12 protein-coding genes are annotated in these 17,586 nt (G+C 72.2%); 5 read left to right on the top strand and 7 right to left on the bottom strand.

The window, feature by feature from the left end:
- Positions 1–61: 61 nt before the first annotated feature.
- The 4 genes from MMA15_RS06885 to MMA15_RS28425 form a co-directional block, all read right to left on the bottom strand.
- Positions 62–805, bottom strand: a complete 744-nt coding sequence (locus MMA15_RS06885; RefSeq protein ID WP_241058198.1) for an SAM-dependent methyltransferase — start codon at positions 803–805, stop codon at positions 62–64.
- Between the two features lie 106 nt (positions 806–911).
- The gene (locus tag MMA15_RS06880; protein ID WP_372498325.1) at positions 912–1,544 is read right to left on the bottom strand and encodes a SanA/YdcF family protein; all 633 of its coding nucleotides are present in this window, start codon (positions 1,542–1,544) and stop codon (positions 912–914) included.
- A 189-nt stretch (positions 1,545–1,733) separates the two neighbouring features.
- On the bottom strand, positions 1,734–3,917 hold the full coding sequence (locus MMA15_RS06875) for a molybdopterin oxidoreductase family protein (RefSeq protein WP_372498197.1): 2,184 nt from the start codon (positions 3,915–3,917) through the stop codon (positions 1,734–1,736).
- Entirely contained in the window at positions 3,851–4,162 is a 312-nt protein-coding gene (locus MMA15_RS28425) for a hypothetical protein (RefSeq protein WP_372498196.1), read from the bottom strand. Before MMA15_RS28425 ends, MMA15_RS06875 begins: the two co-directional genes overlap by 67 nt.
- A 160-nt stretch (positions 4,163–4,322) precedes the next feature.
- Between MMA15_RS28425 and MMA15_RS06870 the strand changes: the two genes are divergently transcribed.
- The 5 genes from MMA15_RS06870 (at position 4,323) to MMA15_RS06850 (ending at position 12,108) form a co-directional block, all read left to right on the top strand.
- Positions 4,323–5,294 (top strand): sirohydrochlorin chelatase, encoded by a 972-nt coding sequence (locus MMA15_RS06870; protein ID WP_372498195.1) that lies wholly within the window; start codon positions 4,323–4,325, stop codon positions 5,292–5,294.
- Positions 5,295–5,369: 75 nt separating this feature from the next.
- Positions 5,370–6,908: a deoxyguanosinetriphosphate triphosphohydrolase family protein gene (locus MMA15_RS06865; RefSeq protein WP_241058197.1), complete on the top strand. Its 1,539-nt coding sequence runs from the start codon at positions 5,370–5,372 to the stop codon at positions 6,906–6,908.
- 255 nt (positions 6,909–7,163) lie between these two features.
- Positions 7,164–8,423, top strand: a complete 1,260-nt coding sequence (locus tag MMA15_RS06860; protein ID WP_241058196.1) for an NAD(P)/FAD-dependent oxidoreductase — start codon at positions 7,164–7,166, stop codon at positions 8,421–8,423.
- Positions 8,424–8,595: 172 nt separating this feature from the next.
- Complete coding sequence (gene dnaG, locus MMA15_RS06855; protein ID WP_241058195.1) at positions 8,596–10,506, top strand: DNA primase; 1,911 nt, start codon at positions 8,596–8,598, stop codon at positions 10,504–10,506.
- Positions 10,507–10,812: 306 nt separating this feature from the next.
- Positions 10,813–12,108 (top strand): RNA polymerase sigma factor, encoded by a 1,296-nt coding sequence (locus MMA15_RS06850; protein WP_241058194.1) that lies wholly within the window; start codon positions 10,813–10,815, stop codon positions 12,106–12,108.
- A gap of 45 nt (positions 12,109–12,153) precedes the next feature.
- Here the strand turns inward: MMA15_RS06850 and MMA15_RS06845 are convergent, their stop codons facing one another.
- From MMA15_RS06845 to MMA15_RS06835, 3 genes are all read right to left on the bottom strand, one after another.
- On the bottom strand, positions 12,154–14,076 hold the full coding sequence (locus MMA15_RS06845) for an ABC transporter ATP-binding protein (protein ID WP_241058193.1): 1,923 nt from the start codon (positions 14,074–14,076) through the stop codon (positions 12,154–12,156).
- Positions 14,073–15,818, bottom strand: a complete 1,746-nt coding sequence (locus MMA15_RS06840; RefSeq protein ID WP_241058191.1) for an ABC transporter ATP-binding protein — start codon at positions 15,816–15,818, stop codon at positions 14,073–14,075. Before MMA15_RS06840 ends, MMA15_RS06845 begins: the two co-directional genes overlap by 4 nt.
- 286 nt (positions 15,819–16,104) lie before the next feature.
- Positions 16,105–17,511 (bottom strand): FGGY family carbohydrate kinase, encoded by a 1,407-nt coding sequence (locus MMA15_RS06835; RefSeq protein WP_241058190.1) that lies wholly within the window; start codon positions 17,509–17,511, stop codon positions 16,105–16,107.
- Positions 17,512–17,586: the final 75 nt, after the last annotated feature.

Here is a 17,586-nt window from a genome sequence, read left to right as displayed (position 1 = left end):
CTGTGCGCGATCCTGTGCGGGACTCTGCGGGATTTCCGCACGGGCCCCGTCGGTGACGGTCCTACGAGGCACGCAGCAGCAGCGTCACGAAGCCGAGCGTCCCCCGGTAGCCGCGCAGCCAGCCGTCGCGGTGCGCGGTCGCGGCCCGGAGGGCTTCGGCGGAATCGGGACGCCCGGGGTGGTCCAGGGCCCAGCGCGACAGCGAGCCCGTCCACGACCACTCGTAGTCGTCCCACTCGTCCTGCGTGGAGACATGCCCGTACACGGGCGTCCAGCCGTCCTCCGCCACACGCTCCACGGTCGTGGCGAGATCGTCGAACTCGTCGTGGGACGCGCCCAGTCCGGCCAGCGCGGCAGGCGAGGGCTCACGTTCCCAGAAGCCCTCACCGACGAGTACGCGGCCGCCCGCCGCCAGATGTGTACGGGCCGTGGCGAGAGCGGGCAGCAGACCGCCGAAGGCGTGGGTGGAGCCGACGACGGCGACGAGACCGAAGACGTGCGGCGAGGTGAAGCCCGCCGCGTCCTGCTCGTGCAGCGTCAGACGGGCGTCCAGCCCGGCGGCGCGTGCCGCCTCACGTGCCCTGGTCAGCGCGTCCCTCGACGTGTCGACGCCTTCGCCGCGGGCCCCCGGGCGTGGTGTGAGCGCCCTCAGCAGCCAGGCCGCCTCTCCGCAGCCGAGGTCGAGCAGACGCTCGTCGCCACGCGGCAGCGCACGGTCGAGGAGACGGTCCACGGAGGCGTCGCTCAGCGGGGCGGCGACGGGGTGGTCACGATGGGCGAGGCTGCTGATCACTCGGCGGTCCATGCCGGGTGAGTGTGCCGCCGGGCCGGTCCGATGTCGCATGAGTTTCCGACGGGCCGGTTCGGCGGTTCCCGTACGGGCTGCCGAAGGGGCCTCCGGCCACTCCGGCCTACCGGTCCTTGCCGGCGTCGGCGAGCGCCCGGTCCACGCCGGGCTCGTGCGGCCCGAGGAAGTGCGGGTCCGGGGTGACGGACGCCTCGAACGCCGCCTTCGCGGCACCGGGGATCTCGCGCGCACCGCCCGCGTACCAGGTGATGTCGCGGGGTTCCGGGACGGCGACCGCGTAGGAGTCGATGCCCGCCGCACGGCACAGCGCCAGGGCACGGCGGATGTGGAAGTCCTGGCTGACCAGCAGCGCACGGCGGACACCGAAGACGCGGGAGGCACGCGAGCACGAGTCCCAGGTGTCGAAGCCCGCGAAGTCTGCGGCGATGCGCCGTGCTGGGACTCCGCGCTCGGTGAGGTAGTCGCGCATGGCGTCCGGTTCGTCGTAGTCCTTGCGGCTGTTGTCGCCGGTGACGAGCACCGCCCGCACACTTCCGCGTTCGTAGAGCCCGGCCGCCGTGTCGAGGCGGTGCGCGAGGTACGGGGAGGGCTCCCCGTCCCACAGGCCTGCGCCGAAGACCACGGCGACGGGGGCCGAGGGGGCGCCTGCGCCGACGTCGCCGGAGGTCATGCGTATGTCACCGGTCGACACCCGGAGCCATGTAGCGGGCAGCAGACCGAGCACGCAGCACAGCATCAGCGCCTGCACGGCACGTCTGCGGCGGGCGGTGCGCGCGGTGCGGGCCGCGCCCTCCGGCGGCCCCTGACCCGTACGGGCGGCGCCGCCGGAACGGGTCACGTCACCACTGCTGTCTCCGGTACGTCCAAGTGGCACGACACGTCTGAGAGGCACGACACGTCTGAGAGGCACGACCGGTGGGACGCGTCAACTGCCGGGTGCGGTTGCTCCGTTGGGCGGGTGGGGGCCGTCCCGCCCGTCGGTGGCGTCCGGGGCCTCCGGGGCTTCTGGCGCGTCCGATGCCTCCGATGCCTCAGGTGCGTCCGGGTGTTCCGTGCGTCCCACGCGTTCCACCCGTACCGCGCAGACCTTGAACTCCGGCATCCGCGAATACGGGTCGAGCGCCGGATTGGTGAGCGAGTTCGCGCGGCCCTCGCCGCTCCAGTGGAACGGCATGAACACCGTGTCCGCCCGTATGCCGCTGGTCACGCGGGCCGGTGCCACCGCACGCCCCCGCCGTGAGACGACAGCGAGCACATCGCCGTCCTCGGTGCCCAACTGCCCCGCCAGCCGCGGATGCAGCTCGACGAAGGGGCCGGGCGCCGCGTCGTTGAGCGCGTCCACCCGGCGCGTCTGCGCGCCCGACTGGTACTGGGAGAGCACCCGGCCCGTCGTCAGCCGCAGCGGGTACTCCTCGTCGGGCTCCTCGGCGGCCGGACGGTGCGACACGGAGACGAAGCGGGCCCGCCCGTCCGGGGTGGCGAACCGTTCGCGGAAGAGGCGTGGCGTGCCGGGATGCGCCCGTGCGGTCCCGTGGCCCGTGCTCGCGCTGCTGCCGCCCTCTCCCGGGAGCGCCTGCCCGGCCACCGGCGGAGTCTCGGCGCTCCCCGAGTCCCCCTGCTCCTCCGGGAGTCTGGGGCACGGCCAGAACACCCCGTCCTCCGCCGCGATACGTCCGTAGGTGATGCCCGAGTAGTCCGCTGGGCCGCCCGCCGAGGCACGCCGCAGCTCCTCGAAGACCTCACCGGGATCGGCCGGGAAGCCCTTCTCCCAGCCGAGTCGTGCGGCAAGCCCCTCCAGCACCTGAAGGTCCGTACGCACCCCTGGAGGCGGTTCGGCCGCTTTGCGGCGCAGCAGCACGCGGCCTTCCAGATTGGTCGTGGTGCCGGTCTCCTCCGCCCACTGCGCGACGGGAAGCACCACATCGGCCAGTCGCGCCGACTCGGAGAGCACGACGTCGCACACGACGAGGAAGTCCAGTGCGCGCAGCCGCTGTTCGACATGTGCGGCGCGCGGCGCGGAGACCACGGGATTCGAGCCCGCGAGCAGCAGGCTGCGCACGTCGCCGCCGAGCGCGTCGAGCAGTTCGTACGCGCTGCGCCCGGGGCCGGGCAGGCTCGCGGGGTCGACGCCCCAGACACCGGCGACATGTTCACGGGCCGCGGGGTCGTCGAGACGGCGGTAACCGGGCAACTGGTCCGCCTTCTGGCCGTGTTCGCGTCCGCCCTGCCCGTTGCCCTGCCCGGTCAGCGAGCCGAAGCCGGAGAACGGGCGGCCGGGGCGGCCTGTCGCCAGACAGAGATCGATCCAGGCGCCGACGGTGTCCGTGCCCTTCGACTGCTGTTCGGGACCGCGTGCGGTGAGCACCATCGCGTGCTCGGCGTCGCAGAACAGCCGTACGGCTTCCCGCAGTCGGGGCACGGGCACCCCGGTGATGCCCTCCACCAGTTCGGGCCAGTGCGCCATGGCCGCGCTGCGGGCCTCGGGCCAGCCGCTGGTGCGGGAGTCGATGTACTCCGTGTCCAGCCGCCCTTCGGCCACGACCAGGTGCAACAGGCCCAGCGCCAGGGCCAGATCGGTGCCGGGGCGCGGCGCGAGATGCAGGTCGGCCTGCTCGGCGGTCCGGGTGCGGCGGGGATCGACGACGATCAACTTGCCACCGCCTTCGCGTAGTTCGGTGAGGCGGCGCAGTGCGGGCGGCATCGTCTCGGCGAGATTGGAGCCCACGAGGATGAGGCAGTCCGTGCGTGCGACGTCCGCGAGCGGGAAAGGCAGCCCGCGGTCGAGCCCGAAGGCCCTGTTGGCGGCGGCGGCCGCGGACGACATGCAGAACCGCCCGTTGTAGTCGATCTGCGAGGTCCCCAGCACCAGGCGTGCGAACTTGCCCAGCGCGTAGGCCTTTTCGTTGGTCAGCCCGCCACCGCCGAAGACACCGACCGCGTCAGGGCCGTGCGTCTCGCGGGTACGGGCCAGGGCGGCGGCGGTCGTCGCCAGCGCCTCGTCCCACCCGGCGGGCTCCAGGCGGCCCGACTCGGGGCGCCGTATCAGCGGCTGGGTGAGCCGGGCGTGCGGTGCGAGCAGTTCGGCGGCGCCGTACGGCCCTTGCCGCACAGCGCGCCCCGGTTGACGGGGAAGTCCGGGCGCTCGGCGACCTCCAGACGGATGCCTGTGCCTGCCTCCGGTCCGGTCTCCGGACGAACGGGCCCGTCGCCGCCTCCGTCCGCCGGGCGCAGCGTCATTCCGCACTGGAGCGCGCAGTACGGGCAGTGGGTGTCGGTGCCGGGCAGGACGTCGACGGAATCGCCGTCCAGGGCGCCGACCGCGCCGAGGGGGCCGTCGAGGGGGTTCGCGTGCATGGCGCCAGCGTGCGGCGTGACTGTTACATACGGCCGCGGCCCGCGTAACGGCCCCGGCAACCGGTGCTCAGCACGCCGTCGCCGCCTCGGTGAGTTCGCCGCAACGAGGCCGCCGAACGCAGGCAACAGCACGGCAAAGACCGCGAGGCAGCCTCTGTCCATGACGGCGTCGCCACCACCCGAATCCCGTCCCGGCCCCGAGCCACTGCCCGGCCCCGACCAACCGCACGGCCTCGACAGTACGGCGCAGCTCATGACCCGCCTCACCTCCCAGCTCCACACCCAGTTGACGGCGATACGCCCGGCCGGAGCGCGTCCCGCTACCCGGGCCGCCGCCCCCGTGCTGGTCGCGGTCGCCCACGGCTCCCGCGACCCCGCGGCACTGCGTACAGTCGACTCGCTGCTCGCGGCCGTAAGGGCGGCACGCCCCGGGCTCCACGCCGAGCTGGGCCATATCGAGCTGAACGAACCCGCCCTTCCGCGCACACTGGCCGCGTTGCCGCGCGGTGCCGAAGTGGTGCTCGTACCGCTGCTGTTCGGGCACGGGCACCACGTCAAGCACGACATCCCGCGTGCCCTCGCCGACGCCCCGCACCTCCGCGGCACCGTTGCCGAACCCCTCGGTCCGCATCCGCTGCTCGCCGAGGCTCTGCACGAGCGGCTGACGGAGGCCGTACGGGGCGAGAGCCGGGGGCCGGACGCCGTGGTGCTGGCCGCCGCCGGTTCACGCGATCCGGAGTCGGCGGACGATACGCGTCGCATCGCGGCCGTACTCGGCGAACGGCTCGGAGGCGGCACTCCCGTGCTGCCCGCCTACGCCTCCGCCGCCCGGCCCACGGTCCCCGAGGCGGTAAGCACGCTCCGCGCCGAGGGGCACCGGCGCATCGCCATGGCGTCCTGCTTCACCGCACCGGGGTACTTCGCCGCGCGCTGTGCCGCCGAAGCGCCCTGGGCGGCCTCGTCCCCGATCGGTGCGCATCCGGCGCTGGTCAGGCTCGTACTGCACCGCTTCGACGAGGCATGCGCGGCGGTACCGGCGCTCCGGGGCGGCGCCCGCCGTGGCACCGGTACCCGTCCGGCCGCCCCCGCCGAAGTTCCCGCTCCCGCCCTGACCCCGCTCGCACACGCATAGCGCACGGGTCCCGGCCCGGCACCGGCCAGTGCTCCGCCCGTCCCGTTCCGCGCCCGTGCCGCTACGGTCGGCTCTATGCACGGCACGTACGACACACAGACCACCGGTGGCACCGGCGGTACCGGCCACGGGCCCGCCCACGAGCCCGGCCACGGACGGCCCGGTGGCGCTCCGGCCCCCTACGGCCCGGCCGACATCGAGCGCTGGGCGCCCGAGCCCGACAAGCGGCCGGGGCGTACCGCCTTCCAGCGCGACCGTGCACGCGTACTGCACTCGGCAGCACTGCGGAGGCTCGCGGGCAAGACCCAGGTCGTCGCCCCCGGCACCAGCGCACAGGCATGGGACGCCAGCCCCCGCACCCGCCTCACCCACTCCCTTGAGTGCGCACAGGTCGGCCGTGAGCTGGGGGCGGCGCTCGGCTGCGACCCCGATCTGGTGGAGGCCGCCTGTCTCGCGCACGACCTGGGGCATCCGCCCTTCGGGCACAACGGCGAGCGGGTACTGAGCGAAATCGCCGCGCCCTGCGGCGGGTTCGAGGGCAACGCCCAGTCGCTGCGGCTCCTCTCCAGGCTGGAGCCGAAGCGCTTCCTCGACCCTCACCCGGACCAGGCCCGGGGCGCGAACCCTCTCTCCGGCCCGGGCCCCGAGGCGACCGCGAGCCCCGATGCGACCGCCGCCGCGAGCCCGCTGCCGGGCCCCGGCCCGGACGGCGGCGACGTGGGCCGCACCGCCGAGGGCGCCGCAGCCCGGCCCGAGGACCTGGCCCCGGGCGCGCTGATCCCCGTCGGCCTGAACCTCACCCGTGCCGCGCTCGACGCCGCCACCAAATACCCCTGGAGCCGCGGCTGCCACCCCCACGATCCGGGCTCCGGCAAGTTCGGCGTCTACGAGGACGACCTGCCCGTCTTCGAGTGGTTCCGGCGGGGCGCGCCCGAAGGGCGTACTTGCTTCGAGGCGCAGGTCATGGACTGGTCCGACGACGTCGCCTACTCCGTACACGATGTCGAGGACGGTCTGCACGCTGGCCACCTCGACCCCAACGTCCTGCTGGCAGAGCCCGAACGACGCGACATCTTCGACGTCGCAGCGAAGCGCTACGCCCCCGACGCCGCACCCGACGAACTCGCCGAAGCGCTCGACCGGTTGCTCGACCAGGAGTGGTGGCCGCACGGCTACGACGGCTCCGCCGTGGCGCAGGCCCGCCTCAAGGACGCCACGAGCCAGCTCATCGGCCGCTTCGCGCTCGCCGCGGAAGGCGCCACCCGCAGCGCCTACGGATCGGGCCCGCTCACCCGCTACGCCGCCGAACTCGTCGTGCCCCGCGGCGTGCGGCTGGAGTGCGCGGTGCTCAAGGCCGTCGCGGACCGCTATGTGATGCAGCGCCCCGACCTCGAACGGCTGCGTGCCGAGCAGCGCGTCGTGCTCGGCGAACTCGCGGACGCACTGACCGCTCGCGCGCCGGAGGGCCTCGATCCGCAGTTCCGGGCGCTGTACATGGAGGCGGGCGACGACGCCGCGCGGCTGCGTGTCGTCGTCGACCAGATCGCCGCGCTGACGGACGTCTCGGCACGCTCGCTGCACGCACGCCTCACCCGCGCCGGACGCCGCGGCTGACCCGCGTCCGCACATCGGGCCGGACCCGGCCCAGGGTGCGCATCCGGCCCGGCTCCCGGCCCGGCTCCCGGCCCGGCTCCGGCCCGAGTCGGGGTGCGCCTCCGCCCGGCCGGGCCCGTTCGCCGCCCTCCCATGGCCCTTTCGTGTCCGGTTGTGCCCGCCACCTGCCCGGGGCCTCTTCCCGCTGCCCGTTCGATGCGGGACGCTCACACGTGGAGTTTCCGTCGGGGGGTCAGCTCAGCGAGGAGGAACCAAGTGGTCGACGCACACCGGACGTTCGTCATCGTCGGCGGAGGTCTCGCCGGTTCGAAGGCCGCCGAGGCCCTGCGTGCCGAGGGCTTCACCGGCCGGGTCATCCTGATCGGCGACGAGCGCGACCACCCCTACGAACGTCCGCCCCTCTCCAAGGGGTATCTCGCCGGTTCCGACGAGCGCGAGAGCGTGTTCGTGCACGAGCCCGCCTGGTACGCGGGCGCGGACATCGAACTCCACCTGGGCCAGACCGTCGTACGCCTCGACCCCGGCGCCAAGAGCCTGGTGCTCGGCGACGGCACCCGCCTCAACTACGACAAGCTGCTGCTGGCCACGGGCGCCGAACCCCGCCGTCTCGACATCCCCGGCACCTCCCTCGCCTCCGTGCACCACCTCCGCCGCATCGCACACGCCGACCGGCTTCGCGGCCGTCTCACGGCACTCGGCCAGGAGAACGGCCATCTCGTCATCGCCGGAGCAGGCTGGATCGGCCTCGAAGTGGCCGCGGCGGCACGCGTGTACGGGGCGGAGGTCACCGTCGTCGAACCGGAGCCGACCCCGCTGCACTCCGTGCTCGGGCCCGAGATGGGCATGCTCTTCGCCGACCTCCACCGCGAGCACGGCGTCCGTTTCCACTTCGGCGCACGGCTCTCCGAGATCACCGGTACCGACGGGATGGTGCAGTCCGTACGCACCGACGACGGCGACGAACACCCCGCACACGACGTCCTCGCCGCCATCGGGGCCGCGCCCCGCACGTCCCTCGCCGAGGCCGCCGGGCTCGAACTCGCCGAAGGGCCGGGCGGAGGCGTCGCCGTGGACTCCGCGCTGCGCACCTCCGACCCCGACATCTACGCCGCCGGCGACGTGGCGTCCCTGCGTGAGACCCCGTGGGGCGGTCCGCTGCGCGTCGAGCACTGGGCCAACGCCCTCAACAGCGGCCCCGCGGCGGCACGTTCGATGCTCGGCCGTGACGTCGTCTACGACCGCGTGCCCTACTTCTTCTCCGACCAGTACGACGTGGGCATGGAGTACTCCGGCTACGCGCCCCCCGGCGCCTACGACCAGGTGGTGTGCAGGGGAGATGTCGCCAAGCGGGAGTTCATCGCCTTCTGGCTGCGGGAGAACCGCGTACTGGCCGGGCTCAACGTCAACGTGTGGGACGTCACCGGAGCCGTGCAGGACCTGATCCGCTCCGGTGCGGCCGTCGAGCCTGAGGCCCTCGCGGACCCGGCAGTACCGCTGTCCGACCTCGGCCGCTGACCGGGCGCGCCGACCGGTCCGTCAACCGGTCCGTCAACCGGGCCCAGTCCGGGGGCCGTCGGGTTCGTGCGCCGCAGCGCCTGCCCGCGCACCTCCGCCGTGCCGCCTCCCGGGTCCCCGGCACCCCGCCGTGCCGGGAGGGGTGTCGGCGGACCGCCGTACAATTTCCGTCGTGGCGGGCAGGATCAACGACGAGGACGTGAAGGCGGTACGGGGCGCGGTCCCGATCGACGCCGTGGTCTCGGAGTACCTCCAGCTCCGCAACGCCGGAGGCGGCAATCTGAAGGGCCTGTGCCCCTTTCACGACGAGAAGTCGCCCTCGTTCCACGTCAGTCCGTCCAAGGGCCTCTTCCACTGCTTCGGCTGCCAGCAGGGCGGCGACACCCTCGACTTCGTCATGCGCGTCGACCACCTCTCCTTCTCCGAGGCGGTCGAACGGCTCGCGGCCCAGGCGGGGATCACCCTGCGGTACGAGGAGGGCGGTTACGGCAGGGCCAGCCAGCAGGGCGAGCGCACCCGTCTCGTAGAGGCGCACAAGACCGCGGCCGCGTTCTACGCCGAGCAGTTGCAGAGCCCCGAGGCGGACACCGGCCGGCGCTTCCTCACCGAGCGCGGTTTCGACCAGTCCGCCGCAGAGCACTTCGGCATCGGATACGCCCCGGCGGGCTGGGACCATCTGGTGCGCTTCCTGCGCGGCAAGGGCTTCTCCGACAAGGAGCTGACGCTCTCCGGACTCGCCCAGGAGGCCCGCAACGGGCGTCCCATCGACCGCTTCCGGGGCCGTCTGATGTGGCCCATCCGCGACATCACCGGCGACGTTGTGGGCTTCGGCGCCCGCAAGCTGCGCGAGGACGACCACGGCCCCAAGTACCTCAACACCCCCGAGACGCCGATCTACCACAAGTCCCAGGTGCTCTACGGCATCGACCTCGCGAAGAAGGACATCGCCAAGGGCAACCGCGCGGTCGTCGTCGAGGGCTACACCGATGTGATGGCCTGCCACCTCGCGGGCGTCACCACCGCCATCGCCACCAGCGGCACGTCCTTCGGCGAGGGCCACATCAAGATCCTTCGCCGGCTGCTGATGGACAACTCCGGCTCGGAGGTCATCTTCACCTTCGACGGCGACGCGGCGGGACGCAAGGCGGCCCTGCGGGCATTCGAGGACGACCAGAAGTTCGCGGCGCGTACGTCCATCGCGATCACGCCGCAGGGCATGGACCCCTGCGAGCTGCGCATCGCCGAGGGCGACGAGGCGGTGGCGAAGGTCGTCGAAGACCGCTCGCCGCTCTTCGAGTTCGCCATCCGCTCCATCGTCGGGCAGCACAACCTCGATACGGCGGAGGGCCGTTCGGCCGCGCTGGAGCAGGCGGCGCCCGTCGTGGCGCAGATCAAGGACCCGGCCATCCAGCACGAGTACGCGGTGCGTCTCGCCGGGCTGCTGGGCATCCTCGACACGCAGTTCGTGGTGCGGCGCCTGGGGCAGCTCGCCCGTCGCCGCTCCGGCGGAGGCCAGGCCCACGGCAGGACGCCCCAGGCGGCCTCCGCCGCTTCGGGCGGCGCGGGCGCCCAGACCCCTGCCGCCCATGGCGGCCCCGCCCTCCATCTGCGCAGCCCCGCACACCGAGTCGAGCGTGAACTGCTCAAACTCGCCCTTCAGCGCCCCGAGTTGGTCGCCCCGGCCTTCGACGCCTACGAGACCGACGAGTTCACCGCACCGCCCTACGCCGCCGTACGTGAAGCCGTCGAAGCGGCGGGCGGCGTGACGGGCGCCGACGACGACTTCGTGAGCCGTGTGCGTGCCGCCGCGCCCGACGACACCGTGAGAGCGCTCGTACACGAACTCGTCGTGGAGCCGCTGCGCAGCGCCCGCGGCCGCGAACCCGACGAGCTGTACGCGGGCACGCAGCTCGTCGCCGTGCGCCTCGCCGCCGTCAACGCCCGCATCGCCGACCTGGAGAGCAGCGCCCGCCGCCTGGAGGCCCAGCGCGACGATGAACGCTCTGCGGCGGTGCGTCAGGAGATCTGGACGCTCACGCAGTACGGCCGCTCCCTCCAGGAGCGCGGCGCGGCGGCGCTCTAGCCCCGCTGCCCGAGGGCCCGGCTTCGCCGCCCATGCCCCGGCGCGCCCCTCGCCGGGCCCGAAATGCCCGCCTCCCGGGGCGAGTCGGCCCCGAATCGGCCATACCCCACGGCTCCGCCCGCCCGGCGGCCCGCGTTCCGGCCTCGGAACGGCCCCGGTCGTCCGCCAGACCCGTAGCCGTATGTATGCGACAAGTCACCGTCCATTCCAGAAACTGGGCGCACGACCCTCGTGGCCGGAGTGTGTCGTACCCCACACTGGTGTGCGGTGCTTGAGTCCTTGGAGCGGGGCGTGTGCCGGCCGCACATGCCGGAGAGCCCCCTGATCCGAACAGCATGTACGCCGCCCCCCGAACCGGCAGCGAGCACACTGGAGGTCTCCCTCGTGCAGACCCGGACCCTGACCAGCGCGGCACCTCCCGCCGCCTCGACGGCTCCCGCCCTGGCCGCCCCGACAGCAACGGCGACCGCGACCCCGACTGCCGCCGCTCCCGCGCCGGTTGCTCCACCCGTGACGAGTCCGCCGGTACAGAGTCCGCCAGCAGGAAGCGCCCCCGTACAGACCCCGCCCGTACTCACCCCCGCCGCGCCGCTCCCGGCGCCGCCCGCCGCCCCGGGCCCCGCCGACGAGCAGCACCAGCCGGAAGCGGACAAGGCCGAGAAGCCGGTGCGCGAGGAGAGCGGCAGCGGCGCCTCCGCAGATCTCTTCCGTCAGTATCTGCGCGAGATCGGCCGCATCCCGCTGCTGTCCGCCGCCGACGAGGTCGAACTCGCCCGCCGTGTCGAGGCGGGCCTCTTCGCCGAGGAGAAACTGACCGACCCCGCGACCCACCCCGACGGCCGGCTCGCACACGAACTCGACCAGCTCGTCGTCATGGGCCGGATGGCCAAGCGCCGTCTGATCGAGGCGAATCTGCGGCTCGTCGTCTCCGTCGCGAAACGCTACGTGGGCCGCGGCCTGACCATGCTCGACCTCGTCCAGGAGGGAAATCTCGGGCTGATACGGGCGGTTGAGAAGTTCGACTACGCCCGCGGCTACAAGTTCTCCACGTACGCGACCTGGTGGATCCGGCAGGCGATGTCCCGCGCCCTCGCCGACCAGGCCCGCACGATCCGCGTGCCCGTCCATGTGGTCGAGCTGATCAACCGCGTCGTACGCGTACAGCGGCGGCTGCTCCAGGAGCGCGGCCAGGAGCCCACGCCCGACGAGGTCGCCGCCCATCTCGACCTCACCGGCGAGCGAGTCAGCGAAGTGCTGCGCCTCGCACAGGAACCGGTGTCGTTGCACGCCCCCGTCGGCGAGGAGGACGACGTACACCTCGGCGACCTCATAGAGGACGGGGACGCGCCCTCGCCCGTGGAGTCAGCCGCGTTCCTGCTGCTGCGACAGCACCTCGAAGCGGTGCTCTCCACCCTCGGCGAACGCGAACGCAAGGTCGTACAACTGCGTTACGGACTGGACGACGGCCGCCCGCGCACCCTTGAGGAGATCGGCCGGTTGTTCGGCGTGACCAGGGAGCGGATACGGCAGATCGAGTCCAAGACGCTCGGCAAGCTGCGCGACCACGCCTTCGCCGACCAGTTGCGGGGCTATCTCGACTGACCCCGGCACCGCGACGCCGCCCGGTGCCGGAACGGAGCCGGGCGCTCAGTCAACCTCCGCGACGGCCGCCGCGAACTGCGCCTCGTACAGGCGGGCATAGGCCCCGCCGGACGCCAGCAGCTCACGGTGCGAGCCCTGTTCGACGATCGACCCGTTCTCCATGACCAGGATCACGTCGGCCTCCCGGATCGTGGAGAGCCGGTGTGCGATGACGAAGCTCGTACGGCCGTGCGCCAGCCGCGCCATGGCCTGCTGGATGAGCACCTCGGTGCGGGTGTCCACCGAGCTGGTCGCCTCGTCGAGTACGAGGATGACCGGGTCGGAGAGGAAGGCTCGCGCGATGGTGATGAGCTGCTTCTCGCCCGCGCTTACGCCGGTGCCGTCCTCGTCGAGGACCGTGTCGTAGCCGTCGGGCAGCGTGCGTATGAACCGGTCGGCGTGTGCCGCACGCGCCGCCTCCTCAACCTCCTCGCGGCTCGAACCGCCCGCCCCGTAGGCGATGTTGTCCGCGATCGTGCCGTGGAAGAGCCAGGTGTCCTGGAGGACCATGCCTATTCGGGAGCGCAGCTCCTCGCGGTTCATCGCCGCCGTCTCCGTGCCGTCCAGCAGGATGCGCCCGGACCGTGTCTCGTAGAAGCGCAGCAGCAGATTGACGAGCGTGGTCTTGCCCGCGCCGGTCGGCCCGACGATGGCGACGGTGCTGCCCGGCTCGACCTTGAGCGACAGATCCTCGATGAGGGGCCGTTCGGGCTCGTAGCGGAAGGAGACGCGGTCGAGTTCCACGCGGCCGCGCACCTCGCCGGGGCGGGCCGGGTCGCTTGGTTCCGGCGTCTGCTCTCCGGCGTCGAGGATCTCGAAGACGCGCTCGGCGGAAGCCACCCCGGACTGCACCATGTTCGCCATGGAGGCGATCTGGTTGAGCGGCTGGCTGAACTGCCGCGAATACTGCACGAAAGCCTGTACGTCGCCGATCGACAGCGCCCCCGAGGCGACCCGCAGACCACCGGCGACCGCCACCAGCACGTAGTTGAGGTTCGCGACGAACATCATCGCCGGCTGCATGATGCCGCTGACGAACTGCGCCTTGTAACTCGCCTGGTACAGCGCCTCGTTGTGCTCGCGGAAGGCCGCCGCCGACTCCTCCTGGCGCCCGAAGACCTTCACCAGCGCGTGCCCGGTGTACATCTCCTCGACGTGGGCGTTCAGCTTGCCCGTGTCGGACCACTGGCGTACGAACTGCGGCTGCGCGCGCTTGCCCAGCCGCGTGGCCACGGTCAGCGACAGCGGTACGGTCACCAGCGCTACCAGCGCCAGCAGCGGCGAGATCCAGAACATCATCACCAGCACACCGGCCACCGTCAGCACGGAGTTGACGATCTGCCCCATGGTCTGCTGAAGGGTCTGTCCGATGTTGTCGATGTCGTTGGTGACGCGGCTGAGGACCTCTCCCCGCGTCTGCTTGTCGAAGTACGACAGCGGCAGCCGCGACAGCTTCGCCTCGACCTGCTCCCGCAGCCGGAAGACGGTCTGGCTGATGGCCCGCACCGACAGCCGTCCGCTGACGAACATCATCAGCCCCGCCGCCGCGTACACCGCGACCACCAGGAGCAGCACATGGCTCAGCGCACTGAAGTCGATGCCCTGACCCGGCGTGAAGTCCGTACCGGAGAGCATGTCGGCCACGCCGTCGTCGCCCTCGGCACGCATGCGGTCCAGCACCTGGTCGCGGCTGACGCCGTCCGGCAGCCTCTTGCCGACGAAGCCCGCGAAGATCAGGTCGGTGGCGTCGCCGAGGATCTTCGGGCCGAGAACGCTGAAGCCGACGCCCAGCACACCGAAGGCCACCATGCCGCCGAGCGTGGCCGCTTCGGGACGGAACTGCCGCAGCAGACGTTTCGCCGAGCCACGGAAGTCGGCCGAGCGGCGGGGCGGCGCACCGCCGCCGAGCATGCGGGCGGGACCGCTCATGCCGCGGCCTCCTCTTCGGTGAGCTGGGAGAGGACGATCTCCCGGTAGGTCTCGTTGCCGTCCATCAGTTCGTGGTGGCGCCCGGAGCCGACGACGCGGCCCTCGTCGAGCACGAGGATGCGGTCGGCGTCGCGGATCGTGGAGACCCGCTGGGCGACGATCACCACGGTCGCGTCCGCGGTCCTCCGGGCGAGTGCCGCGCGCAGCGCCGCGTCCGTCGCGTAGTCCAGCGCGGAGAAGGAGTCGTCGAAGAGGTAGATCGCCGGGCGGTGCACCAACACCCTTGCTATGGCGAGGCGTTGGCGCTGGCCTCCCGAGACGTTGTTGCCGCCCTGGCCGATCGGCGCGTAGAGCCCGCCGTCCATCGCGGCCGTGAACTCCTTGGCCTGCGCGGTCTCCAGCGCCTCCCACAGCTCCTCGTCGGTGGCGTCGGGACGCCCGTAGCGCAGATTCGAGGCGACCGTCCCCGAGAAGAGATACGGATGCTGCGGCACGAGGCCCACCGTCCGAGCCAGCACCTTCGGATCGAGCCTGCGCACATCCTCGCCGCCGACGAGCACGGAACCCTCCGTGGCGTCGAAGAGCCTCGGCAGCAGCCCCAGCAGCGTCGACTTGCCGCTGCCCGTCGAGCCGATCACCGCCGTCGTCTCGCCCGGCCTGGCCACCAGATCCACGTCGTGCAGCACGGGGGCCTCGGCGCCCGGGTAGCGGAAGCCCGCGCCCCGCAGCTCCAGCACGCCCTGACCGGGACCCGTGCGCACCGTACGTACGGGCTCCGCGGGAGGCACCACGCTGGAGGAGGTGTCCAGCACCTCGGTGATGCGGTCCGCGCACACCTCAGCACGCGGCACCATCATCAGCATGAAGGTGGCCATCATCACCGACATCACGATCTGCATCAGGTACGCCAGGAACGCCGTGAGCGCGCCGATCTGCATTCCGCCGGAGTCGACGCGGTGCGCGCCGAACCACACCACCACGACGCTGGAGGCGTTCACGACGGTCATCACCACCGGGAACATCAGCGCCATCAGCCTTCCCGCGCCGAGCTGCACGCCGGTCAGCGCGGTGTTGTGCTCGTGGAAGCGCCGCCGCTCGTAGTCGTCCTTGACGAAGGCCCTGATGACGCGGATGCCGCCGATCTGTTCCCGCAGCACCCTGTTCACACCGTCGAGCCGCTCCTGCATCGTGCGGTAGAGCGGGCGCAGCCTCCGTACGATCAGGCCGACCAGCACGGCCAGCACCGGCACCACGCCCAGCAGCACCGACGACAGCGGCACGTCCTGGCCCAGCGCCATCACGATGCCGCCGACGCACATGATCGGCGCCGACACCATCAGCGTGAAGGTCATCAGCACCAGCATCTGCACCTGCTGGACGTCGTTGGTCGTACGGGTGATCAGCGACGGGGCGCCGAAGTGGCCGACCTCCCGCGATGAGAACGTCTGCACCCGGTCGAAGACCCTCGCCCTGATGTCACGGCCCGCCGCCGAGGCGGTGCGCGCCGCCAGCAGCACGGCGCCGATGTTGCACACGACCTGCGCGAGGGAGACGCCGAGCATCACGGCGCCGTAGGTGAGGATGTAGCCGGTGTCGCCGAGCACGACACCGTTGTCGATGATGTCGGCGTTGAGCGTGGGCAGATAGAGAGTCGCCGACGTCTGCACGAGCTGGAGCAGCACGAGGACGGCGACCGGGCGCCGGTAGCGGCGCAGATGCTCACGGAGCAGACGTATCAGCACAAAGGTCCCCCGTGCGGAAAAGGAAAGCGATGTGGCTCGAAGCCAAGCGGTGGAGCGATGGGCGGTCGGTCGACACTACTTCGCAGGCGAGTGCCGTGTATTGCCATTTTCGGGCGGCCGAGGGGCGTGCACTCTCAACTCCCGGCAAAGACCTGCCTGATCGCTCCCGGCTGAATCCGCCCCGGTCCGGGCCGCCCGGTCGCCCGCTCCGGCCCTGCGCCTGCGTGGCCACGGCGTCCCCGGCGATGTACGGCGCACGGCATGCGGCACGGGGCATCGATCACCGTCAGCCGCCGAAGGCCCCCGGATATGTCTCCTCGCGAACGGTCACATACTGCTGCCGCACCGCCTGCCCCGCGTCGAAGCTCTCGCCAGGCTCGAACACCTCGCACTCGGCGGCGGGCCAACGCGGCGGCTGCGCACCGCCCTTGAGGGCCCAGGCCGCCTGCCGCGCCGCGCCGATCGCGGTGTAGTCCGCGGGCATGGGCACCACCACCTGCGTGCCGAAGAGCGCCGGGGCCGCGGCCTGCACGGCGGGCAGATTCGCCGCCGGCCCCAGCAGGAAGAGTCTTCGCACCTGCACGCCTCTGCCGCGCAGCACGTCCAGCGCGTCGGCCAGCCCGCACAGCATCCCCTCCACGGCCGCGCGGGCCAGATGCTCCGGTTTCATGCTCTCGCGCCGCAGACCGTGCAGTGAGCCCGCCGTGTGGGGCAGGTTCGGGGTCAGCTCGCCCTCCAGATACGGCAGCAGAACGAGCCCGTAGGCACCGGGCGTCGAACGCTGCGCCAGATCCGACAGCCCCTTGACGTCGGTGCCCAGCATTTCCGCCGCGCCCCTCAGCACACGCGTCGCGTTGAGGGTGCGCACCGCAGGCATGTGCATCCCCGTCGCGTCCGCGTACGAAGTGATCGTCCCCGTAGGGTCGTTGAGCGCCTCGTGGTGCACCGCGCAGACCGAACCCGAGGCGCCCAGCGAGATCACGGCGTCGCCCGCCTCCAGGCCCAGGCCGAAGGCCGCGGCCATCGTCTCGCCCGTACCGGCGGAGATCAGCAGCCCCTCGGGGGTGCGGCCCGCGGGCTCCGCGGGGCCGATCACCTCGGGCAGCGCCACCTGGTGGCCGAGGGCGAGTTCGACGAGATCGGGACGGTAGGACTCCAGGGCCGCCGACCAGTAGCCCGTGCCGGATGCCTCACCGCGGTCCGTCGTACGCCGGGAGGGCCGCGCCATGAGCTGCCACACCAGCCAGTCGTGGGGTTGCAGCACCTCGGCGACGGCGGCCGCGGCCTGCGGCTCGGCACGTGCGAGCCAGCGCAGCTTCGATACGGGATGGCCGGCCTCCGGCACGGTGCCCACTGCCTCGGCCCACGCCTGACGGCCGCCCAGCGCGTCGACCAGATCGGCGGCGGCGGGCTGGATGCGCCTGTCGTTGCCGAGCAGCGCGGGCCGTACGGGATTGCCACCGGAGTCGAGCGCGATCAGGCCCTGCTGCTGTGCGGCCACCCCGATGGCCTCGACGTCCGCGAACTGCCCTGAACTCGCGGCCTTGCCCAGAGACATCAGCCACGACTGCGGATCGTCGCGCTCCGCCGGATGATCGGCATGACCGTGCCTGACGACGGCGCCCGAGTCGGCGTCGCAGACGATGATGCGCGTGTACTCGGCAGAGCTCTCCAGACCGGCGACAATCCCCATGGCCGGAATAATGCCCTACGCAGCGTGGCGGCCATTGACCGGCCTCGGCCCCCGGCGTCCCGCCCTTCGCGGCCG

It is taken from the genome of Streptomyces marispadix (assembly GCF_022524345.1).
GTDB lineage: Bacteria > Actinomycetota > Actinomycetes > Streptomycetales > Streptomycetaceae > Streptomyces > Streptomyces marispadix.
Note: the sequence above shows the minus strand (reverse complement) of the source record. Positions and strands in the feature narration are given on the sequence as shown.

Excerpts from the sequence above, each read along its gene's own strand:
- MMA15_RS06885 (WP_241058198.1), bottom strand. The coding sequence starts at position 805 with ATGGACCGCCGAGTGATCAGCAGCCTCGCCCATCGTGACCACCCCGTC.
- MMA15_RS06880 (WP_372498325.1), bottom strand. The coding sequence starts at position 1,544 with ATGCTGTGCTGCGTGCTCGGTCTGCTGCCCGCTACATGGCTCCGGGTG.
- MMA15_RS28425 (WP_372498196.1), bottom strand. The coding sequence starts at position 4,162 with ATGCACGCGAACCCCCTCGACGGCCCCCTCGGCGCGGTCGGCGCCCTG.
- MMA15_RS06870 (WP_372498195.1), top strand. The coding sequence starts at position 4,323 with ATGACGGCGTCGCCACCACCCGAATCCCGTCCCGGCCCCGAGCCACTG.
- MMA15_RS06865 (WP_241058197.1), top strand. The coding sequence starts at position 5,370 with ATGCACGGCACGTACGACACACAGACCACCGGTGGCACCGGCGGTACC.
- MMA15_RS06850 (WP_241058194.1), top strand. The coding sequence starts at position 10,813 with ATGCCGGAGAGCCCCCTGATCCGAACAGCATGTACGCCGCCCCCCGAA.
- MMA15_RS06845 (WP_241058193.1), bottom strand. The coding sequence starts at position 14,076 with ATGAGCGGTCCCGCCCGCATGCTCGGCGGCGGTGCGCCGCCCCGCCGC.
- MMA15_RS06835 (WP_241058190.1), bottom strand. The coding sequence starts at position 17,511 with ATGGGGATTGTCGCCGGTCTGGAGAGCTCTGCCGAGTACACGCGCATC.